Consider the following 19,803-nt stretch of genomic DNA (forward strand, 5'->3'; position numbering starts at 1 on the left):
GTTTGCGCCATGCCGTCCAATCCGCGCTGGGTCCATCGCCCGGAAGGATCCACGTGGGGCGATTTCGGGGCGGATGACCAGCTCGGCCGCCTGAATCTCCTGACCCCCGCGAAGGTCCGGCAGGGCATCGCCGAGGTGCGCGAGGGCAGGACCTTCTGCCTCAGCCTGCCCCTCGACCGGCCGGGGGGCAAGGCGCTGAACCCGCGCCGCGGCCCGCCCGTGCTCTCGCCCACCGGCCCGGCCGAGAAGCCGCGCTGGAACCAGTGCCTGTGCCATGACGAGGCCGGGTTGCTGGACGTGGCCTGCGACGACAAGGTGGAGATCGCGCTCCAGTATTCCACCCAGTGGGATGCGCTGGTGCATGTGGGAGCCATGTTCGACGCGGACGGCGACGGCGTGCCCGAGCCTGTCTACTATAACGGCTTCCGCGCCGGCACCGACGTGCCGGATGCGTCGCAGGCCGCCGCCTCAGGCCGCGCCTTTGGCGCGCTGAAGCTGGGCATCGAGAATGCCGCCGCCCACGGCGTGCAGGGGCGCGGCGTGCTGGTGGACCTGTTCGCCCGCTTCGGCGAGACCCGCCGCTTCGTCGGCTATGACGACCTGATGGCGGCGCTCGACGCAGACAGGGTGGCGGTGGAGCCCGGCGACATCCTCTGCCTCTACACCGGCTTTGCCGACCTGGTGATGCGCATGGACGGCGCGCCCGATCCGGCTGTGCTGTCCCATGCCTGCGCCGTGCTCGACGGGCGGGACGCGCGTCTGCTGCGCTGGATCTCCGACAGCCAGATCGCCGCCATCGCAGCCGACAATTATGCGGTGGAAGGCCTGCCCGCCCGCGCCTTCGCCGGCGGCGCCAATGCGGCCATGCCGCTGCACCACCACTGCCTGTTCAAGCTGGGCCTGCCGCTCGGCGAGCTGTGGTGGTTCGAGGCCTTGGCCGCCCATCTGCGCGTGGCGGGTCGCAACCGCTTCCTCCTCACCGCCCCGCCGCTGCGCCTGCCGGGCGCCGCCGGCTCTCCCGTCACCCCCATCGCCACCGTCTGACCCAATCCTGCGCGGAGCCTCCCGGATGCCTTTCCTCGTCACTGGCGACATCACCACCCACTATGCCCTGGAAGGTCCCGAGGACGCGCCGGTGCTGCTGCTCGCGAACTCGCTGGGCACCAGCTTCCTGGTCTGGGATCCGGTGATGGAGGTCCTCACCCGTCAATTCCGGGTGCTGCGCTATGACAAGCGCGGTCATGGCCTGAGCGACGCGACGCCCCTGCCGGATGAAACCGCCGGCTATTCCATCGCCGCCCTCGCCCAGGATGCGCTTGCTCTGCTCAATGGCCTCGGCATCGACAAGGTTCATCTGTGCGGCCTGTCCATCGGTGGCATGATCGCCCAGCACCTCGCCGCCGCCTCGCCCGAGCGGGTCGCCCGCCTGGTGTTGTGCGATACCGCCGCCGTCATCGGTCCCGCCTCGGTGTGGAACGAGCGCATCGCGGGCATCCGCCGCGACGGCCTTGCGGCAATCGCGCCCGGGGTGATGGCCCGTTGGTTCACCGAGGGCTTTCGCGCCCGCGTGCCTCACGTCGTGCGGGGCTATGTGAACATGGTGGCGCGCACCTCCCTCGAAGGTTACCTCGGCTGCGCCATGGCGGTGCGCGACGCGGACCTCACGGATGGCGACCGCACCATCGCCGCGCCGACCCTGGTGGTGGTGGGCGAGCAGGATCCGGCGACCCCATTCGCCTCCGCCCAAGCGCTCGCCGCCCTTATTCCCGGGGCGCGGCTCGCGACGATACCGGACTGCTCGCACATTCCCTGCGTCGAGCAGCCTGAATCACTGCTGCGCCAGATCGTGCCGCATCTGTGCGACTGATGGCACGCCGGAACCATGGCGATGTGATGGGCAAGGTCGGATTCACGATGGTGGTCATTTAGCTGCGGGCGGAAGGTCATAAAGCCGGTGCGCATTGTTCACGGGGACGCGTTTGCGCGCCGCCGCGTTGGGGGGCCAGCCGGAACCCCAGACGCAGCGATCCGGGGCAGCTTCAGGCAGCAGCCGGCGAAAGGAATCGTATCGGCGTAGGGCGGTCCTTCGACGGCATTGCGGTGGTCGCGCGAGAGCTTGACCCAGCCGCCTTGAGCAGGCCGCCAAGGATGCGATATTCGACTTCGGGCACGTGCCTCCGGTTGCAGACGGCGGGCGGCGGCTGAAACGGTCCTGGAGCCGGTGGGTGGCGCCGCGGCGTTGATTTTCCCCGGACGGGGCCGCCGGGCGAGACGCCGCCAGCGGGCTCCGGCACCGCTCCCGCGCGCCGCCGCCGTGATAAGGCAATCCGGACGTGAAAGATGTGAGGTTCGATCGCAGCATGGCGAGGCGCCGCTCCGTCCGGGATTGGGTCGTCCTGCGTCCGCGGGCCGCGCGCCGGGCATTCGGCGCCCTGTGGCTCTGCCTCATGCTGGCCGGCGCCGCCCCCTGCGGCGCCGCGGCGCCGCCGCGGCATGTGCTGGTTCTCTTCGAGAACAACCGCCTGCTGCCGGGTAATGTCCTGAGGGATCGGGGCATCACCAGCGCGCTGGGCGAAGCCAACCGCAACACCGACGTCAGCACCGAGTTCCTCGATTATCCGCGTTTCAGCGGCGAGGCCTATGTGGCCACCGTCACCCGCTTCCTGCGGGAGAAATATGCGGCGCGGCCGCCCGACGTCATCATCGTCGCCGGCGACAACGCGCTGGATTTCGCCCTGGGGGCGCGGGCCGACCTGTTCCCGTCGGTGCCCATCGTGCACGTGGGCGTCGCCCGTTCCTTCCTGGCATCGCGGACGCAGCTGCCGCCCGACGTGGTGGGGGTGCCCTTCGAGCAGGACTTTGCGGCGACCATCGATCAGGCGTTGAAATGGCATCCGCGCGCCACCCGCCTCGTCCTCATCACCGGCACCGCCGGGCGGGACCGCGTCTGGGAGGGCGAGGTGCGCCAGCTGGCGGCGCGCGTCGAAGGACGGGTGAGCGTCGAGATGCTGGAGGGCCGTCCTGTGGACGAGGTGCTGCGGCGGGTTGCCGAGCTCGGACCCGATGCGGTGGTGTTCACGCCGGGCTTCTTCCGTGACGGCGCCGGCAACCTGTTCACGCCGTCGGAATCGGCGCGCCTCATCGCCCAGGCGTCGACGGCGCCGGTCTATGGCCCCTTCGTCAGTTTCCTCGGCACCGGCGTGGTTGGTGGATGGATGGCCAGTTTCGAGGCGATGGGCCGCGAGGGCGGGTCGATCGCCGGCCGCCTGCTCGGCGGAGAGGCGCCATCGGCCCTGCACCTGCCCTCGGTGATGCCGTCCGCGCTGTACGTGGACTGGCGGCAGATCGAGCGCTGGGGGATCGATCCGGGCGCGGTGCCGGCCGGCACCGTCGTCCAGTTCCGGGCGCCGAGCTTCTGGCAGACCTACCGGACGGAGGCGATCGCGGTTGTCCTGGCCTTCCTGCTGCAAAGCCTGCTGATGACCGCCCTGCTGGTCGAGCGCAACCGCCGCCGGCTGGCGCAGTCGAGCCTCGACCGGCATCGCTTCGAGCTCGCCCACGCCTCCCGGCTGGCGGTGGCGGGTGAACTGACCGGCTCCATCGCCCACGAGATCAACCAGCCGCTCGCGGCCATTCTAAGCAACGCGGCGGCGGCGGAAATGCTGCTGCAATCGGGCGCGGCCCGGCCTGGCGACCTCAAGGACATTCTCGCCGACATCCGCCGCGACGATCTGCGGGCGAGCGAGGTGATCCGCCGGCTGCGGGCGCTGCTCGCCAAGCACGAGGTGGAGCGCCAGCCCTTCGACCTCAACGAAACGGTGAGCGACGTCATCACCCTGCTGAATGCCGAGGCCCGGCGCCGGCGCATCGTGCTGGGCGCCCGGACGCCGGCGGAGACGATCACGGTGGTCGGCGATCGCATCCAGGTGCAGCAGGTGCTCATCAACCTGATCATGAATGCCATGGATGCGCTGGCGGATACGCCCGATGAGCACAGGACCGTGAGCCTCTCCCTCGAGGGCTCGCACGCCGGGGCGACGATCAGGGTGCGCGATCGCGGCGTCGGCATCACCGCCGAGCACCTGCCGAAGCTGTTCGATTCCTTCTTCACCACCAAGCGCAAGGGCATCGGGCTCGGCCTGTCCATTGCGCGCACGCTGGTCGAGGCCCATGGTGGCACCATCGCGGCCGAGAGCGGCCCCGGGGACGGCGCCACCTTCACCATCTGGCTTCCCCGGGCGGCCCCCGGCAGCAGCGCGTGGGTCGGGGCGGCATGAGTTCGGCATGAGTGCGGCACCGCTGGTCCACGTGGTGGACGATGACGATTCCCTGCGCACGGCGGTGGCGCGGCTGCTGAATGCCGCCGGCCTGGAAGTGCGGGCCTACGCCTCCGCCGGCGACTTCCTGCTGCATCCCCTTCCGCACCGTCCCGGCTGCATCCTTCTGGACCTGCGCATGCCCGGCCCTTCGGGGCTGGAGCTTCAGCGGGCATTGCGCACGCTCGGCGCGACGCTGCCGGTGATCTTCTTCACCGCCCATGCGGACGTCGCGTGCAGCGTGGAGGCGATGAAAGCCGGCGCGGTGGATTTTCTCATGAAGCCGGTGGAGCCGCAGGTGCTTCTGGAAGCCGTCCAGCGGGCGCTGGAGCGCGACGCGCGCATGCGAGCCGCGCGCACGGATGCCGACGACCTGCTCTCCCGCTTCGCCCTGCTGTCGCCGCGGGAGCGCGAGGTCTTCGACCTGGTGGTGGCGGGCAAGCTCAACAAGCAGATCGCCGACGAGCTCGGCATCGCAGAGCGCACCGTGAAGGCCCAGCGCGCTCAGCTCATGATCAAGCTGGGCGCCGAATCCGCCGCCGAGCTCGGCCGCCTCGCTGAACGTCTGCAGCGCCTGACCCAAGACCTGCCCGACAACCGATGAGGGGCTGGCCCCCGCTTGCAGGGGCGGCCGGATCCGGGCGGGGCCCCGGTTCATGTCCGGTCATGACGGGGCGAGGGCGCGATCGCCCGATTGGCGAACCGGCGCCCCCGGGCCGGGTCGACGCGCGCCGCCGCCCGAAAGTCTCTGAATATATCTTGATACCTCCGCGCTTGCCCTTTCGGGCATATGCGCCGTCCCCTTCGGCCGATGGTCCCGAGTGCGTTTCGGCTCCAAAGATGCCTGGGTCCGCGGTGCACGTGGCGAGTCGCCGGAACCGGTGATCGCCGTCGGCGACGCGGGCGGCCCGCCATGCACATCGGCGCAACGCCAAGCGCGAGCTGTTCTCCCTCGACGGGGTGCAGCTGGGCGCCATGCGCGTCGAGGATTTCAAGCCCCAAGCGGGCAACAGGCTTGACCGGTGGCCGCCGGTACCCCGCTATCGTCCTCCGCGGAAGCGGATGGAGAGCGACCCGTTCAGGCAGCTTCTGTCCGATCGGCATCGTCCTCCAGCCCGGCTGCCACCGGCCAGGACTGCCGCGACCAAGCCGAGAGGCGAGGTCGCGGCAGCTTGCCCCCCGCTGTCCGACGCGCGACGCCGTCGCAGCTGAACGAGATCCCGTGGACGAAATCGAGCCGCGCCGCGCTTCTGTCTGTGTCATTGCCCTGCAATCCACCGGCGCGCCTGGAGGCTTTCCAGCGCCTGGGGAGCCCCGGCATTCGCGGCCGCTGAAGCCCATCGCAAAGGCTGTGAGGGAACCGGGCGGTGGACATGGTCCACCGCCCGGTAAGCCTACTCCGGTCAGGGCTTGGAGCAAGCGCGCGATAGTGCGCGGGTGGTTGCACAACCTCATAGATCCAGTTTTTGGGAAATTTTTCGATCCAGGTTCCGCAAGCACCGGAACGGTCGCGAGGGCGGGGTGACGACCGCCGCCGCCACCGGCGGATTGGGCGGTAAGGGGTGCTTCCGCGCCCTCGACCGGCCGAGCCTGCGCGCTGCTGTGAGTCCGCCGGTGGCGTCGGTGGAGGCTGGGTGCGGGGAGGGGAGGCCGGTCGGGCGCCACTGTGTCGTCGCCCGCAATCGACCCCGGCGGTGGGAGCGCGCCGCGCCACCCGGAGACGAGACCCGTGCATCGTCTCAGCAAGTTCTTGAATTGTTCTGGTAGGTGGTGCAGCTTCACCCCCTCATTGGGGAGAGCACGCCATGGCGAAGAAGACGTTCTACGTGGTCCAGCCCTTCGAGCTGGGCAAGCGCGGCACGCTGAAAGCCGCCCCGGCCATGGAGGTCCGCACCGCTGCCGACGCCGAGCGCATCGCCCGCCGGATGGCGATCGTGAAAGCCGGAGCCATCGCCTTCTCGCGGGATGTGGATCCCGAATCGGATGATGCCGATCCGCCGGTGCTCATCGCGAGCTTCGGCACGGTCCCGGATGAGGGGCTGGAAGCGGCCTAGCGCGGATCGCGGTCAGATCGACCGGCGTCCTCCCGACACCACCGTCATGACCGGGCCTGTCCCGGCCCTCCACGCGGTTGGGCCGGGCACACATCCTCTCGCAGGCCTGCGCCGGTGGTGCGGCCGCCATGCCCGGGACAAGCCCGGCCATGGCGGCGGCCGAAGAAAAACGCGGACACTGAATGTCGATCGGTCCTGGAGGGTTTTCGAGCGAAGTGGAGACCGGTTCGCGTGAAGAAGACGCGATCGCGCAGAAACATCGGGCGTTTCCGCGTTTGCCCGATTCCGTGAAACGGGAAACGCCCGAGGTCCGATCCGCCGGAGCCTTCAGGCCGGGTTCTCCAGATTGAACTGCCGCGTGTGCTCGTCATAGCCGAACAGCTCGCCATAGCGCCCCCAGGTGATGAGCCCCCGCAGGGTCTCCTCGGCGAAGTCCTCGGACATGTGGTCTTCCAGCTCTTCGGAGAAGCGGGTGAACGGCGCGCGGTGCGAGGGCCGCTCGTCCAGCACCCGCCGGATGAGCCCGGCCAGCGGCACGTGGGCGATGAGGTGCTCGGCGAACAGGCGCTTGCGCGCATCCTGCTCGGAATCGACGAAGCGCCGGCCGGCGTCGGTGAGGCGCACGTCGCCTTCCTCCAGTTCGGCGAAGCGCAGCAATTGCAGCGTCTCGACGATGGGGAACAGCTCGTCCACCTCCATCTGCAGCGTCGCCGCCAGGTCCGGCAGGTCCGCCTTGCCGCCGTAGGGCGCCGCCGCCAGGGCCTCCATGAGGCCGGACAGGAGGTTGGTCGAGATGTGCGGCAGCGCCATGCCGATGCCGGGCGCGCCGCTTTCTTCCTTGCGCGCGCCCGTGTCCACCGGCACGCGCTGGGTCATGCGCGCATAGATGTCGTCGACGATGGCGCGGAACACGGGATCGACGCGCGAGCGCGGGTGCGGCAGGTTGATCTTGATCTCCGCCGCCACCCGGCCGGGATTGGAGGAGAAGATGAGGATGCGATCGCACATGAGCACCGCCTCCTCGATATTGTGCGTGACCATCAGGATGGACTTGATGGGCAGGCGCCCCTCGATCCACAGCTCGATGAGGTCCGTGCGCAGCGTTTCGGCGGTGAGCACGTCGAGGGCGGAGAAGGGCTCGTCCATCAGCAGCAGGCGCGGATGCACCACCAGGGCGCGGGCAAATCCCACGCGCTGGCGCATGCCGCCGGACAATTCCTTGGGATAGGCGCTCTCGAAGCCGTCGAGGCCGATGAGGTCGATGGCTTCCAGCGAGCGCCGCCGCCGTTCCGCCGCCGGCACGCCGATGGCCTCGAGTCCCACCTCCACATTCTCCAGCACGGTGAGCCAGGGGAACAGCGCGAAGCTCTGGAACACCATGGAGAGCCCTTCGCTGGGCCCGGTCACCGGCTTGCCACGCCATTCCACCCGGCCGGAGGTGGGCTTCACCAGGCCGCAGATGATGCGCAGCAGCGTCGACTTGCCCGAGCCCGACCGGCCGAGCAGGCCGACGACCTCGCCCTCGCGGATGGAGAGGGAGACGTCGTCCAGCACCACGAGGTCGGCATTGTCGCCCTTCTGGTAGATCTGGCGCACGCCGGCGGCATCCACCAGGAGCCCCTGCTCGGCCTGCGGCGCGCGGGCGGCGCGATCGATGGCGGTCATGGTTTCCTCCCTCAGTCGAGGCGCAGCCGGCGGCCGGCGAAGGCGTAAAGCGGTCGCCACAGCAGGCGGTTGAACAGCATCACGAAGATCGACATGACGGCTATGCCGAGCACGATGCGCGGATAGTCGCCGGCCACCGTCGCGTCGGCGATGTAGGCGCCGACGCCGTGGGCGCGCAGGGTGGTGTCGCCCCAGCTCGCCACCTCGGCGACGATGGAGGCGTTCCACGAGCCGCCGCTCGCGGTGATGGCGCCGGTGACGTAATAGGGGAAGATCCCCGGCAGCATCACCTTGCGCCACCAGTTGATGCCGCGGATGCGGAAGGTGGAGGCCGCCTCCTTCAGGTCGTTGGGGAACGCGCTCGCCCCGGCGATGACGTTGAACAGGATGTACCACTGGGTGCCGAGCACCATCAGCGGCGACAGCCAGATGTCCGGGTCGAGGCCGAGCCGGACGATGGCCACCACGGCGAACGGAAACACGATGTTGGCCGGAAACGCGGCGAGGAACTGCGCCAGCGGCTGCACCCGCTCGGCCCAGCGGGGCCGCAGGCCGATCCACACGCCGATGGGCACCCAGATGAGGGTGGCGAGGATGATCAGCACCACCACCCGCAGCATGGTGAGCACGCCGAGGCCGAACACCCGCACCACCTCGGGCATGGTCAGCTCCGTGGCGACAAAGGCGACGATGGTCCACAGGCAATAGGACGCCACCGCCAGCACCAGGGCAAGCCATGCCTTGTCGGCGAGAGGGCTCGCCCAGGCGCCGCCGACGGCGCGGCGCGCCTCCTGCGGCATGGCGGCGGGCAAGGCGAGGCGCTGGCGCGGCACGGCGGCGATCACGGCGCCGAGGGGGCGAGCGAGGCGCTGGAGCAGCACCGCCCGCCGCATGGCCGAGAGCAGCCAGGACCGAGGCGCGGCACCGCCGGCGGAGGTCTCCACCCGGAACTTGTCGGCCCACGCCACCAGCGGCCGGAACAGCAGCTGATCGTAGATGAGGATGACCGCGAGCATGGCCAGCACCGCCCAGCCGACGGCGGGCAGGTTCTGGTCCTTGATGGCGAGCGCCACGTAGGCGCCCACCCCCGGCAGGGTGATGGTGGTGTCGCCCACCGAGATGGCCTCCGAGGCGACCACGAAGAACCAGCCCCCGGACATGGACATCATGGTGTTCCACACCAGGCCCGGCATGGAGAACGGCACTTCCAGCCGCCAGAAGCGCTGCCAGCCGGTGAGGCGGAAACTGCGGGTGGCCTCGTCGAGGTCGCGCGGGACCGACTTCAGCGACTGGTAGAAGCTGAAGGTCATGTTCCAGGCCTGGCTGGTGAAGATGGCGAAGATGGCCGCGAGCTCCACCCCCAGCACCCGGCCGGGGAACAGCGCCATGAAGCCGACCACGGTGAACGAGAGGAAGCCGAGCACCGGCACCGACTGGAGGATGTCCAGCATCGGCACCAGCACCATCTCGGCCCGCCGGCTCTTCGCCGCCAGCGCGCCGTAGGCGAAGGTGAAGACGAGGGAAGCGACGATCGCCGCCAGCATGCGCAGGGTGGTGCGCAGCGCGTATTCCGGCAGCAGGGTCGGGTCGAGCGAGATCGGCGCCGACTTCAGGGCGGTGAGGGGGCCAGCGTCTGCTGTCCGCCATGGACCATCAGGATGAGGCCGCCGAACAGCAGGCCGAAGGCCAGCGCATCCCACAGGTTCAGCGCGAATCTGCGCCGGCGCCCCGCTTCCAGGGCCGGGTGGTGGAGGGTCATGGTCTGAAACCCGAAATCGACGTGGATCCGGATGGCCGGCAAAAGAGCAAGGCCGCGCGATGCCGCGGTTACGGCGCGTCAGTGCCGACTTCGGTCCGCGTCCGCGTGGCGGAGCAGCGGGTTCTTGCGGAGAAAGGGCGTCCGCATGGTTCACCTCGCATCCCTGAGCCTGCCGGCGGGACGGGGAACCAGACGCGAGGGGTCAGGTCCGGGCCGTCGCGAGCAAGCTCGAGCTAGATCGATTGGAACTGTCCATAAGAGACGAGTCTTTCGATGAAATCCGGCGCAGGGCGACCGGCTGCCCGCCTATCGCGCCGTCCCGGCGCGCGGTCAAGCGGGAATAGGCGGGCCGGGCGCGGATGTCGCAAGCCGATGGCCATGGCCGCTGCGGCAGGTGGCGATCGGGCAGGGGCAAATGCCGCACCGGCGGGGCGGACGACCGGATCAGCGGCATTCCACGAAGACCGTGAAGCCCTTGGCCGTCTCGGCGATGGTGGCGGGATCGAGGACCGGGGCGCCCCCTGCCGCCACCGGCGGGGTGATGCCGTTGCCGTCGAGGAAGGTCTGGGCGACCGTGCTCTTGATGGCGAAGTTCACGTTCTGCGCCAGGTCCTTGGTCACCGAGGCGAGGCGCAGGGCGTTGAGCTTGGAAACCACCACGCCGGCGATGTTGCCGTACTGGTCCATAAGCGGCCCGCCGCTGTTGCCGGGCTGCACCGGCGCCGAGATCTGCACCATCCGGCTGTCGTCGTTGAGCCCCGACGTGGCGGTGACGTTGCCGACGGTGAAGTTGCCGGAGCTGGCCAGCAGGCCGGCGAGGGGGAAGCCGTAGATGTAGATGCTGTCGCCGATGCGCGTGCGCGCCGCGAGGGCGGGCACGCTCTTGGGGCCGGCGGCCGCCTTGAGCAAGGCGAGGTCGTTGATGGAGTCGCGGGCGAGCACCTGGACCGGCTCGGCCACGGATCCCGGGCGGGTGACCTGCACCACCTTGCAGCCGTCGATTACGTGGTGGTTGGTGAGGATGTGGCCGTTCGTGCTCACGAAGAAGCCGGTACCGGAGCTTTTGGCGTCCTCCGGGGCGCTGCCGCCGCCTTTCGCCTCGCTCCCCCGGGATTGGGGCGGCGGGGCGCGGCGCTCGGTGTCGCCACGGGCAAGCAGGGTCTTCTGGCAGTCGATGACGGCGCCGAGCGCCGCCATGGAGCCGGACAATGAAAGGCGGGCGATGCTCTTGCCCTGGAAGCGGACATCGAGGCTCCCGGCCCGGCCGATGTCGACCATGAAGTCCTCCTTCAGGTTGGTCGCCACCAGGCTCTTTTCGTCGCCCGCATCGCCGCCGGTGAAGGTGCCGTTCCAGCGCCCCGCATTGGTCGCGATGAGCACAACCTCGTAGCGTTTGCCGGCCTGCACCGATCGCCAGCGGGGATTGCTGAGGCCGAAGAACAGCTTTTTGTCCTCCCCGCCGAAGCCGAACCACACGGTGGTCTTGTCCTCGTACCGCGCCTTGGCGAGGCAGCCGCTCACCGCGGTATTGACACCGATGTCCCAGCCGCGCACGTCGTCGAGGGTCTCGTCCATGGCGAGCAGGGACTGCGCCATCGTCCCCGTGCCGGACGCGAGAAGGCCGGCGGCGGCGAGCAGCAGGGCGCGGGCCGTGGCAGGGATCTTGTCGCGCAGCCGCCGGATCATGGCCGGGCCGTTGGCGCGGAAAGAAGCGCGTCGGGCGACGGAAAGACGGGCGTCCGCGCCGGGGAAGGGATGGCCGCGTGCTTGCGGCGGCGCGCGGCGTGGATGCGGATGATCATGCCCAGCCCCCTGACCAAGACTTCAGTCCTCGACCAGGACACCCGATCCGCCGCGCCCCCACGCAACGGCGTCGCCGCGATGCGCGGCACCGGCCGACGCAAGCCCTGCCGATCACAGGTTGCGTGCGGGAACGGTAACGCTCGGGCCGCCGGCTTTCAAGCGCGGCGCATGGCCGGTGCCGCCGCCGAGCGAAGTGTGGTGTCCGGTGTTGCGTGGGAGCGCCAATGCCTCCGGTTTGTCGGCTGAGCGCGCCGGTTCGCGCGAAAAGGTCCTACACGACCGTGCGGTGGCGCGAGACGCAGGTGGCGAGCACTTCGTCCATGGGCCTGGACCACCAGTGCTCGGAGAAAATCTCCACCTCGACGAAGCCGGCATAGCCCTGCGCCTCCACCGCGGCGCGAATGCCCCTCAGGTCAATGACGCCGTCCCCCATCATGCCGCGGTCGGTCAGCATGTCCGTCGTCGGCACCAGCCAGTCGCAGACGTGATAGGCGAGGAGCCGGGCACGGCCGGCGCGGGCGATCTGCCCGGAAAGCTCGGGATCCCACCACACGTGGTAGGCGTCGAGCGCCACCCCCAGCAGGCCGGTGCGCCCCGGATCCAGCTGGTCGCAGATGTCGAGGGCCTGGCGCAGCGTGTTCACGCACGCACGGTCGGCGGCATACATGGGGTGCAGCGGCTCGATGGCCAACGGCATGCCCGCCTCCCGCGCGTGATCGAGCAGCGCGCCGACGCCGTCCTCCACCTGCGCGCGGGCGCCGCCAAGGTCCCTGGTCGGCGCCGAGCCCGGGCGGGAGAATTGCGGCAGTCCGCCCGCCACCAGCACGAGGCAGGGGGCGCCGAGGGCGGCCGCCTCGTCCACGGCGCGCCGGTTGTCGTCGGCGACCTCCCTTCGGCGCGCGGGATCGGCGGGAAACATGCCGCCCCGGCAATAGCCGGACAGGGCCATTCCCGTCGCCCTCGCCGCCGCCACGGCGCGATCGAGGCCGATGGCGGCGACCTGGTCGCGCCACGGGGCGATGGCCCGGATGCCGGCCCGGGCGCAGGCCTCGATGATGGCGACAAGATCACCCTGCCTCCGCAGCGTGACGGTGTTGATGGAGAGCTGGCGGGCGTCGGCCGAGAAATCGCGCAAGGCCGGCGCTTGGAAGGCCGGCGCGAGGCTCGTGGGGGAGACGTGATCCTGCATGGTGCGCATCAGTCTCCGCCGCCCTGCGCGGCAAGCCCGTTTCTCACGCCCGCCGCGTCGAGGCCGCTGCGCCGCTCCCTCATGCGCGGGCCGCCTGCGGGAGCGGCGCAGCGGAGCGTGGGGTGATGGGGGCGAGGCTTTCCCAGTCGGGCTCGGCCCGCCGCGCGAAGCCGGGGGCGGCGAGGAGTGCCCGGGTCGGCAGCAGCCCGCGGCGCACGTCGAGGACGATGCGGCCGTCCTGCTCGGTGTAGAGGTCCGGATGGGCGGCGGCGAAGGCCCGCGCTTCGGCCTCCGGCGCCGGGCCGAAGCCGGCGACGTAATGATGCCCGTTGCGCTCGCCGTGGGTGAGGCCGAGGGCGGCGATGAGCGCGGTGTCCTGCTCGACGGCGAGGCCCGCCTGGCAGGTGAGGTCCTCGCCGGAGAGCAGGAAGGGCGCGCGGACCCCGGCCGCGTTCCAGGCCTTCACCCGCGCGGCGTTGAGGATGGACTTGTAGAGCCCCTTGCAGGCCTTGGAGGACACGCCGCGATAGCCCAGCGCCGAGGCGCGGACGAACGAATCGTAGGCGTCGTCCGCCTCGTCGATGATCACGGTGAGGCCGTGCAGCGCCGGGGAAAGCGGGGCGGCGAAGGTGGCGCGCCGGTCGAACGGTTGCTCCACATAAAGCAGCCGGGCGCGCAGAACCGCGAGCGAGGGCCGGCCGAGGGCGTCCGCCAGCATTTCCAGCCGGTCGGGATCATATTGCTCGTTCGCGTCCAGCGTGGCGACGAAGCCGGGGGCCACCGCGTCGAGAGTAACCGCGATCTCCTCGAGCCGCGTGATGTCCGCATCGATGTCGCCGCCGATCTTGATCTTGAAGAAGGCGAGCTGCGCCGCCGCGATCAGGTTGGGCAGGCCATGCGGCCCGTCCAGCGGGTCGAGGAGCCCGATGGTGTGGCGCACCGCCACGGCCGGCGAGGCGACGAGCCCGGCGAGGAACGCGGCGAGCCGCCCGGGCTCGAGGTCCGGCGTCAGGCGTGCATCGAGCCCCATCGCGTTGCGCCTCAGCCCGTCCAGGACTCCAACGCCGATGGCGCGCAGGAGTGCGTCCAGCACCGCCTTGTCGAGGAGCGCGGGGCCGAAGCCGGCGGCGAGGGCAGGGACCTTCTCCCGCTCCGCCCAGGCGTCCTGGCCCGGACGCACGGCGGCGCTGAGGCCGAAGGCGGTGTCGGCTCCGGCCGCCAAATAGGCCGAGGCGGCATTCACGAGGCCGCGGCGCAGGTCGTCCACGGTGTCGGCGGGGCTTTTCGACGGATCCTTGTCGAACCATTTCGGCATCATCATCTCGGCCGAACAGCCGGTGGCGACACCGAAGCCGGGCACCTCCGCCTCGACCCGCACGAACGCCTGCGGCGCCGCCTCGACCACCGACGGGCCGAAGCGGAACGGGTGCATGAACGGCATCAGCCGCTCGAAAATCTCGACCGAACGTAGCACGAGGCGCGGCGCGTCCATGCTCCCTCAGCTCCGCCGGCCGCCGCCGGGACGGGCAGCACGGCTGCGGAAACTCCGCGCCGTCGCGCCCGCGCGCACGGTCACCCCCATGGCAGTCTCCTCCGCGACTGGCTGTCCCCGGCTTCTGCGCGCCGGTTTGTAACCAATCGGTGAATTACGAGCCTGGCGCAGTGAGGTGTCAAGCGCTTTCTCGGCCCGGGCCGGGTGGCGCGCGGGTGTCCGGGGTCGGAGCGGGAGGGGCGGCACCACGGTAACGGGCAGCCGCGATTTCCGCGCGGGATCGTGCTGCAGTGCCGCAAGACCCCTTGAGCCTCCGCGTCATTCACGCTTATCTCGGCACCGAGGGGCGACTTCATGCAGGATATTCACCGCGACATTCTCCCCAAGGGCCGGCGCGCGGCCATCCGCTCGCGCGGCATGGGGGCCTGAGGCGATGCGGCTCGTCTGCCTGCCGCATGCCGGCGGCTCCGCCGCGCTCTACCGGCCCTGGAAGGTGGCGCTCTCGGGCCTTGCCACCGTGGAGAGCCCGGAACTGCCGGGACGTGGCACACGGTTCGGCGCGCCCTTCGCCTCCAGCCTCATCGACCTCGCCGGGGACGTGGCGAACACCGTCGCGCACCGGGTCGGCCCGCTCGTGCTCTACGGTCATTCCATGGGCGCGGTGCTCGCCTTCGAGACGGCGCGCGCGCTGGCCCGCCACGGGATCAGTGTGGCGGGGCTGGTGCTCTCGGGCCGCGCGGCGCCGCAGCTTCCCTTCCCGTCCCTCGGCCGCCACCTGCTCGGCGACGCCGCGCTCGCAGCCGAACTCCAGCGGATCGGCGGGACGACGCAGGCGGTGCTGGCCCAGCCGGAGCTCATGGCGGCGATGTTGCCCGTGCTGCGCGCCGACTTCCGGCTGGTGGATACCTACGCCTTCGCCGCCGGGCCGAAGCTCCCGGTTCCGGCGGTGATCCTCGGCGGCGCGGAGGATCCCGCCACGCCCCTGCCCGCGCTCCACGCCTGGGCGGAGGTCGTCTCCGGCCCACTCGCGGTGGAGCTCTGGCCGGGCGGTCACTTCTTCGTGCGCGATCAGGAAGCGCGGCTCATGGAGCTGCTGCGCCGCCTCCTCCCGGCATGGCGCGCGGCCAGGGCCGGCGGCTGAATGGGGGAGCGCCCCGCCGTGCCGGTGCCGGCCCTCGCCGCCGGCGAAAGCTTCCTCGCGGTGGCGCAGGTGCAGGATCTCGTGGCTGCGCCGGGCTTCGCCTTCGCCCTGCCGGATGAGGACGAGGCGCGCATCGGCCGGCTCGTCCACGACCGCGACCGCCGCTCCCGCCGTGCCGCCTGGCGGCTGGCCCGCTTCTGCCTCGGGGCGGTTCTGGGCATGGCGCCGGCGGAGGTGGCCCTGCGCCGGGACCGGCGGGGCCGGCCGCATCTGGAGGAGGAGGCCGGGCTTGATTTCAATGTCAGCCATGCCGGGTCGAGCATTGCGGTGGGTGTCATGCGCGGCGGGCGCATCGGGGTGGATGTGGAGCACCAGCGCCCGCTCGCCTTGTGGCAGGACCTCATCGGCGAATTCCTCGATGCCGCCGACGCCGTCGCCTGGTCCCGACTGTCGGCCGACGGTCGGGCCGACGCGGCCTTGTCGGCCTGGTGTCGCAAGGAGTCGGTGTTGAAAGCCACCGGCGAGGGGCTCGCGGCCGATCCGCGTGCCGTGTCGCTGCCGCTCGGCCCGCAGGCGGCGGTGATCGGCCGGGCCGGCCGAAGCTTCACCGTGGCCACGCTCCACGCCGCCGTCCTCGCGCCAGACGCGGCCCTCGCGGTCGCGGTGGAGGGCGTCCACCTGCCGCGCCTGCTGGCGCTGGCGGGCGGCACGGGGTGGAGCCTTTCCGGCGCCCGGCCCGCCGCCGGTCCCTGATCGCCGGGCGCGCCGCGGGACGTCTCGCCGCCGTGCGGGATCGACAGGCAGGCATGGGAGCGGGCGAAGGCGCGTGCTATGGGCGAGGGGGACATCCCGCGCGGGAGACTTTCGCCATCGCCGCCGACCGCAAGCGCCTGTCGTCCTTTCTCGCCGCCCGCCGGAAGACGGCACGGCGCCCGCTCGCCTTCGCCTATGGCTTCGCGCTGGTGGCCGGGCTCCTCGTCATCGCCCAGGCGGCCCTGGTGGCGCGCCTCATCGCCCTCGTGCTGTTCGCGCGCCAGCCGCTCACCGACGCCTGCGGGGAGATCGTGGCCCTCCTCTGCGTGATCCTCGCCCGGGCGCTGGCGAGCCAGGCGGCGGAGCGCGCCGGGTTCGCCGCCGCCGAGAGCGTGATGCGCGCTTTGCGGGCCGAACTGCTGGACCACGTGGCGCGGCTCGGGCCGGCCGGCCTGTCGGGTCAGCGCACCGGGGAGCTGGTGGCCGCCATCTCCTCCGGCGTGCGGGCGGCGGAGCCCTACTACACGCGCTACCTGCCCGCCTCGGTGCTGTCGGTGGCGCTGCCGGTGGCCATCCTCGCGGTGGTGTTCCCGCTGGACTGGGTGTCCGGCCTGATCTTCCTGTTCACCGCGCCGCTCATTCCGGTGTTCATGATCCTCATCGGCAAGGGGGCCGAGGCGCTGAACCAGCGCCAGTGGCGCCGCCTCGCCCGCATGTCGGGCCACCTGCTCGATGCGGTGCAGGGCCTTTCCACCCTGAAGGCCTTCGGCGCCGCCGGGCGGATGACGGCGCGCGTCGCGGAGGTGGCGGACGCCTACCGGCGCGACACCATGGCGGTGCTGCGCGTCGCCTTCCTGTCGTCCCTGGCGCTGGAATTCTTCGCCACCGTCTCCATCGCCCTGGCCGCCATCTTCATTGGCTTCCGCCTGCTGTGGGGCGGGATGGACTTCTTCGACGGGCTGTTCATCCTCCTGCTAGCGCCGGAATTCTACCAGCCGCTGCGGGCCATGGGCACCGCCTACCATGCGCGCATGGAAGCCGTCGGCGCCGCCGAGCGCATCCTCGCCCTCGCCGACCTGCCGGCCCTCGCCGAGCCCGGCGGGATCCTCCCGGTGCCCGATGCCGGCGCCATCGAGATCCGCTTCGAGGACGTCTGCCTCGTCTATCCGGACGGGCGTACCGCCCTCGACGGGGTGACGCTCACCGTGCCGGCCGGGGCGCGGGTGGCGCTGGTGGGATCGTCGGGGGCGGGCAAGTCTTCCCTCCTCGCCCTCGCCCTGGGCTTCGTGCGGCCCACCTCCGGGGGGTGCTGGTGAACGGCGTGCTCCTCGGCGAGATCGACCGGGCCGCCTGGCGCCGGCACGTCGCCTACGCGCCGCAGCGCCCGCGCCTGTTCGCCGGAACCCTCGCCGCCAACATCGCGCCGGGGGAGGACGCGCCGGACCCGCACAGGCTCGCGGCGGCGGTGGAGGCGGCGGGGCTCTCGCAGGCGGTGGCGCGGGTGCCCGGCGGGTTGTCCGGCCGCGTGGGCGAAGGCGGGACGGGCCTTTCGGGCGGCGAGGCGCATCGTCTGGCCCTGGCCCGTGCCTTCTACCGCGATGCGCCCTTCGTCGTCCTCGACGAGCCCACCGCCCATCTCGACCGGGCGACCGAGGCCGACGTGGAGCGCGCCCTGCGCCGCCTCTTGCCCGGCCGCACCGCGCTGCTCGCCGCCCATCGCCTCGCCCAGGCGGCGGAGGCGGACCTCGTCGTCGTGATCGAGGCGGGCCGGCTGGTGGAGGCGGGGCCGCCCGCCGACCTCCTGGCGCAGGGCGGCCGCTATGCCGCTTTGGTGGCGGCGGGGGCATTGCCCGAGGAGGCCGCCTCGTGAGGGATTTCGTGCGCCTCCTCGCCTTGATGCGGCCGCAGGCCGGGTGGATGGCCCTCGCCGTCCTGCTCTCGGCGGTCACCAGCCTGTCCCATGCCGGGCTCATGGCGGCCTCGGGCTGGTTCATCACCGCCGCGGCGCTGGCCGGGGCGGCGGGGGCGGTGATGAATCCCTTCACCGCCTCGGCCGCCATCCGCGCCTTCGCGCTGCTGCGCACCGCGGCGCGCTACGGCGAGCGGATCATCGGCCACGAGGCGACGCTGAAATTCGTGGCGCACCTGCGCCCCTGGTTCTTCGCGCATCTGGTGCCACTGGCCCCCGCCGCGCTGGAGGACCAGCACTCGGGCGATCTCCTCGCCCGCCTCAAGACCGACATCGACCGGCTGGAATTCGCCTTCCTGCGCATCCTGTCGCCCCTGCTCGCGGCCCTGCTGGCGGTGGTCGTGGTGGTGGCCTTCGCCGCCGCCTACGATGCCGCCATCGCCCTGGCTCTCGCCGGGCTGCTGCTGGTCGCGGGGGTGGGCCTGCCGGTCCTGGCGCACCGGCTCGGCGCCGGCCCGGCGCGGCGGCTGGCGCGGGACACCGGGGCGTTCGAGGCGGCGCTGGTGGACCATCTGGAAGGCCGGGCCGAGCTCGACATCTACGACCCGGAGAACCGCCACCGCGCCCGGCTCGATGCGGCCAGCGATGCCCTGCTCACCGACGAGCGGTGGCTGGCGGGCCTCGCCGCCGCCACCTCCGCCGGGGTCGGGATGACGGGGCAGCTCGCCCTGCTGGCGGTGCTGCTGCTCGGCGCGCCGCTGGTGCTGGCCGGGCAGCTCGCGGGCGCGGAGCTGCCCATGCTGGCGCTGATGGCCCTCGCCGCCTTCGACGCCGTGGCTCCCCTGCCGCTGGCTCTGCAGACCCTGCCGGCGACCCTGGCGAGCGCGCGGCGCCTGTTCACCCTGATGGACCGGCCGCCGCCGGTGCCGGAACGCGGTGTGTTCCGGCCGGTGCCGGCGGCCGGCGCCCTCGTCTTCTCGCAGGTCGGCCTCACCTATGCCGGCGCCGGCCGGCCGGCCCTCGACGGCATCGACCTCGCCCTCGTCCCGGGGCGGCACGTGGCGGTGGTGGGGCCGAGCGGCTCGGGCAAGTCCAGCCTGGTGGCCCTCGCCCTGCGCTTCCGCGCGCCGGATGCCGGTACGATCACCTTCGCCGGCGCGGACGTGGCGGCGTTCGAGCCGGATGGACTGCGCCGGCGCATCGCCGTGCTGGCCCAGGCGGAGCACCTGTTCGCCGAAACCCTCCTCGACAATTTGCGCATCGCCGATCCGCAGGCCTCCCTCGCCCGCTGCGAGCAGGCCTGCGCCACCGCCGCCATCCTCCCCTTCGTGGCGTCCGAGCCGGACGGCTTCTCAACCTTCGTGGGGGCCCACGGGGCGGGGCTTTCCGGCGGCGAGGCGCGCCGTCTCGCTCTCGCCCGCACCCTGCTGAAGGATGCGCCCATCCTCATCCTCGACGAGCCCACCGAGGGGCTCGATCCCGAGACCGAGCGCAGGGTGATGGACGCGGTGCTGGATGCCGCGCGCGAGCGCGCGGTCCTGCTCATCACCCATCGGCCGGCCGGGCTTGATCGCATGGACGAGATCCTGGTGCTGGAGGCGGGGCGCATCGTCGCCCGCGGCACGCCGGCGGAGATCCTGCCCCGCTTCGGCCGGCCCCCGGGGTGAATCCGCTTTGGCGCGGCGCGTTTTCCTTCCGCCCGCCAATTGCCCCGAGACACGG

At 71.5% G+C, this 19,803-nt stretch carries 14 protein-coding genes and 2 pseudogenes; 10 read left to right on the forward strand and 6 right to left on the reverse strand.

Going from position 1 to position 19,803, the window contains the following annotated elements:
• Positions 1-9: 9 nt before the first annotated feature.
• Both EZH22_RS09480 and pcaD read left to right on the forward strand, forming a co-directional pair.
• Entirely contained in the window at positions 10-1,044 is a 1,035-nt protein-coding gene (locus EZH22_RS09480) for a cyclase family protein (protein ID WP_203195398.1), read from the forward strand.
• Between the two features lie 25 nt (positions 1,045-1,069).
• Positions 1,070-1,867, forward strand: a complete 798-nt coding sequence (gene pcaD / locus EZH22_RS09485; RefSeq protein WP_203195399.1) for a 3-oxoadipate enol-lactonase — start codon at positions 1,070-1,072, stop codon at positions 1,865-1,867.
• Between the two features lie 54 nt (positions 1,868-1,921).
• On the opposite strand, the pseudogene EZH22_RS31695 reads toward pcaD, so the two are convergent.
• Positions 1,922-2,130: pseudogene (locus tag EZH22_RS31695) on the reverse strand (amidohydrolase family protein); the annotation flags it as partial.
• Positions 2,131-2,360: 230 nt separating this feature from the next.
• Here EZH22_RS31695 and EZH22_RS09490 point away from each other — a divergent pair.
• The 3 genes from EZH22_RS09490 to EZH22_RS09500 all read left to right on the forward strand — a co-directional run bounded on the left by EZH22_RS09490 (position 2,361) and on the right by EZH22_RS09500 (position 6,370).
• Positions 2,361-4,277, forward strand: coding sequence for a sensor histidine kinase (locus EZH22_RS09490; RefSeq protein ID WP_203195400.1), 1,917 nt, complete (start codon positions 2,361-2,363; stop codon positions 4,275-4,277).
• 7 nt (positions 4,278-4,284) lie between these two features.
• Positions 4,285-4,920: a response regulator transcription factor gene (locus tag EZH22_RS09495; protein ID WP_203195401.1), complete on the forward strand. Its 636-nt coding sequence runs from the start codon at positions 4,285-4,287 to the stop codon at positions 4,918-4,920.
• A gap of 1,201 nt (positions 4,921-6,121) precedes the next feature.
• A complete protein-coding gene (locus EZH22_RS09500) occupies positions 6,122-6,370 on the forward strand; it encodes a hypothetical protein (protein ID WP_203195402.1) in 249 nt (82 codons plus the stop codon).
• 327 nt (positions 6,371-6,697) lie between these two features.
• On the opposite strand, the gene EZH22_RS09505 is transcribed toward EZH22_RS09500, so the two are convergent.
• From EZH22_RS09505 to EZH22_RS09525, 5 genes and pseudogenes are all read right to left on the reverse strand, one after another.
• Positions 6,698-8,035 carry an ABC transporter ATP-binding protein gene (locus tag EZH22_RS09505; RefSeq protein ID WP_203195403.1) on the reverse strand — a complete coding sequence of 446 codons (1,338 nt, stop codon included), beginning with the start codon at positions 8,033-8,035 and terminating at the stop codon, positions 6,698-6,700.
• 11 nt (positions 8,036-8,046) lie between these two features.
• A pseudogene (locus EZH22_RS09510) lies at positions 8,047-9,794 on the reverse strand (ABC transporter permease).
• Positions 9,795-10,238: 444 nt separating this feature from the next.
• Positions 10,239-11,480, reverse strand: a complete 1,242-nt coding sequence (locus EZH22_RS09515) for a S1 family peptidase (RefSeq protein WP_203195404.1) — start codon at positions 11,478-11,480, stop codon at positions 10,239-10,241.
• Positions 11,481-11,868: 388 nt separating this feature from the next.
• Positions 11,869-12,732 (reverse strand): sugar phosphate isomerase/epimerase family protein, encoded by an 864-nt coding sequence (locus tag EZH22_RS09520; RefSeq protein ID WP_203196479.1) that lies wholly within the window; start codon positions 12,730-12,732, stop codon positions 11,869-11,871.
• Between the two features lie 133 nt (positions 12,733-12,865).
• On the reverse strand, positions 12,866-14,278 hold the full coding sequence (locus tag EZH22_RS09525) for a beta/alpha barrel domain-containing protein (RefSeq protein WP_203195405.1): 1,413 nt from the start codon (positions 14,276-14,278) through the stop codon (positions 12,866-12,868).
• A 433-nt stretch (positions 14,279-14,711) separates the two neighbouring features.
• Between EZH22_RS09525 and EZH22_RS09530 the strand changes: the two genes are divergently transcribed.
• Genes EZH22_RS09530 through cydC form a run of 5 tightly spaced genes read left to right on the forward strand, consistent with a single transcriptional unit; the run spans position 14,712 to position 19,748 of the window.
• Positions 14,712-15,419 (forward strand): thioesterase II family protein, encoded by a 708-nt coding sequence (locus EZH22_RS09530; RefSeq protein ID WP_203195406.1) that lies wholly within the window; start codon positions 14,712-14,714, stop codon positions 15,417-15,419.
• Positions 15,420-16,172: a 4'-phosphopantetheinyl transferase family protein gene (locus tag EZH22_RS09535; protein WP_203195407.1), complete on the forward strand. Its 753-nt coding sequence runs from the start codon at positions 15,420-15,422 to the stop codon at positions 16,170-16,172.
• A 53-nt stretch (positions 16,173-16,225) separates the two neighbouring features.
• On the forward strand, positions 16,226-17,488 hold the full coding sequence (locus EZH22_RS09540) for an ABC transporter ATP-binding protein/permease (protein ID WP_203195408.1): 1,263 nt from the start codon (positions 16,226-16,228) through the stop codon (positions 17,486-17,488).
• A complete protein-coding gene (locus EZH22_RS32380; protein WP_203195409.1) occupies positions 17,485-18,042 on the forward strand; it encodes an ATP-binding cassette domain-containing protein in 558 nt (185 codons plus the stop codon). Before EZH22_RS09540 ends, EZH22_RS32380 begins: the two co-directional genes overlap by 4 nt.
• Entirely contained in the window at positions 18,039-19,748 is a 1,710-nt protein-coding gene (gene cydC / locus EZH22_RS09550; RefSeq protein WP_203195410.1) for a thiol reductant ABC exporter subunit CydC, read from the forward strand. The genes EZH22_RS32380 and cydC overlap by 4 nt, the downstream gene beginning before the upstream one ends.
• Positions 19,749-19,803: the final 55 nt, after the last annotated feature.

The organism is Xanthobacter dioxanivorans (assembly GCF_016807805.1).
In the GTDB taxonomy this organism is placed as follows: domain Bacteria; phylum Pseudomonadota; class Alphaproteobacteria; order Rhizobiales; family Xanthobacteraceae; genus Xanthobacter; species Xanthobacter dioxanivorans.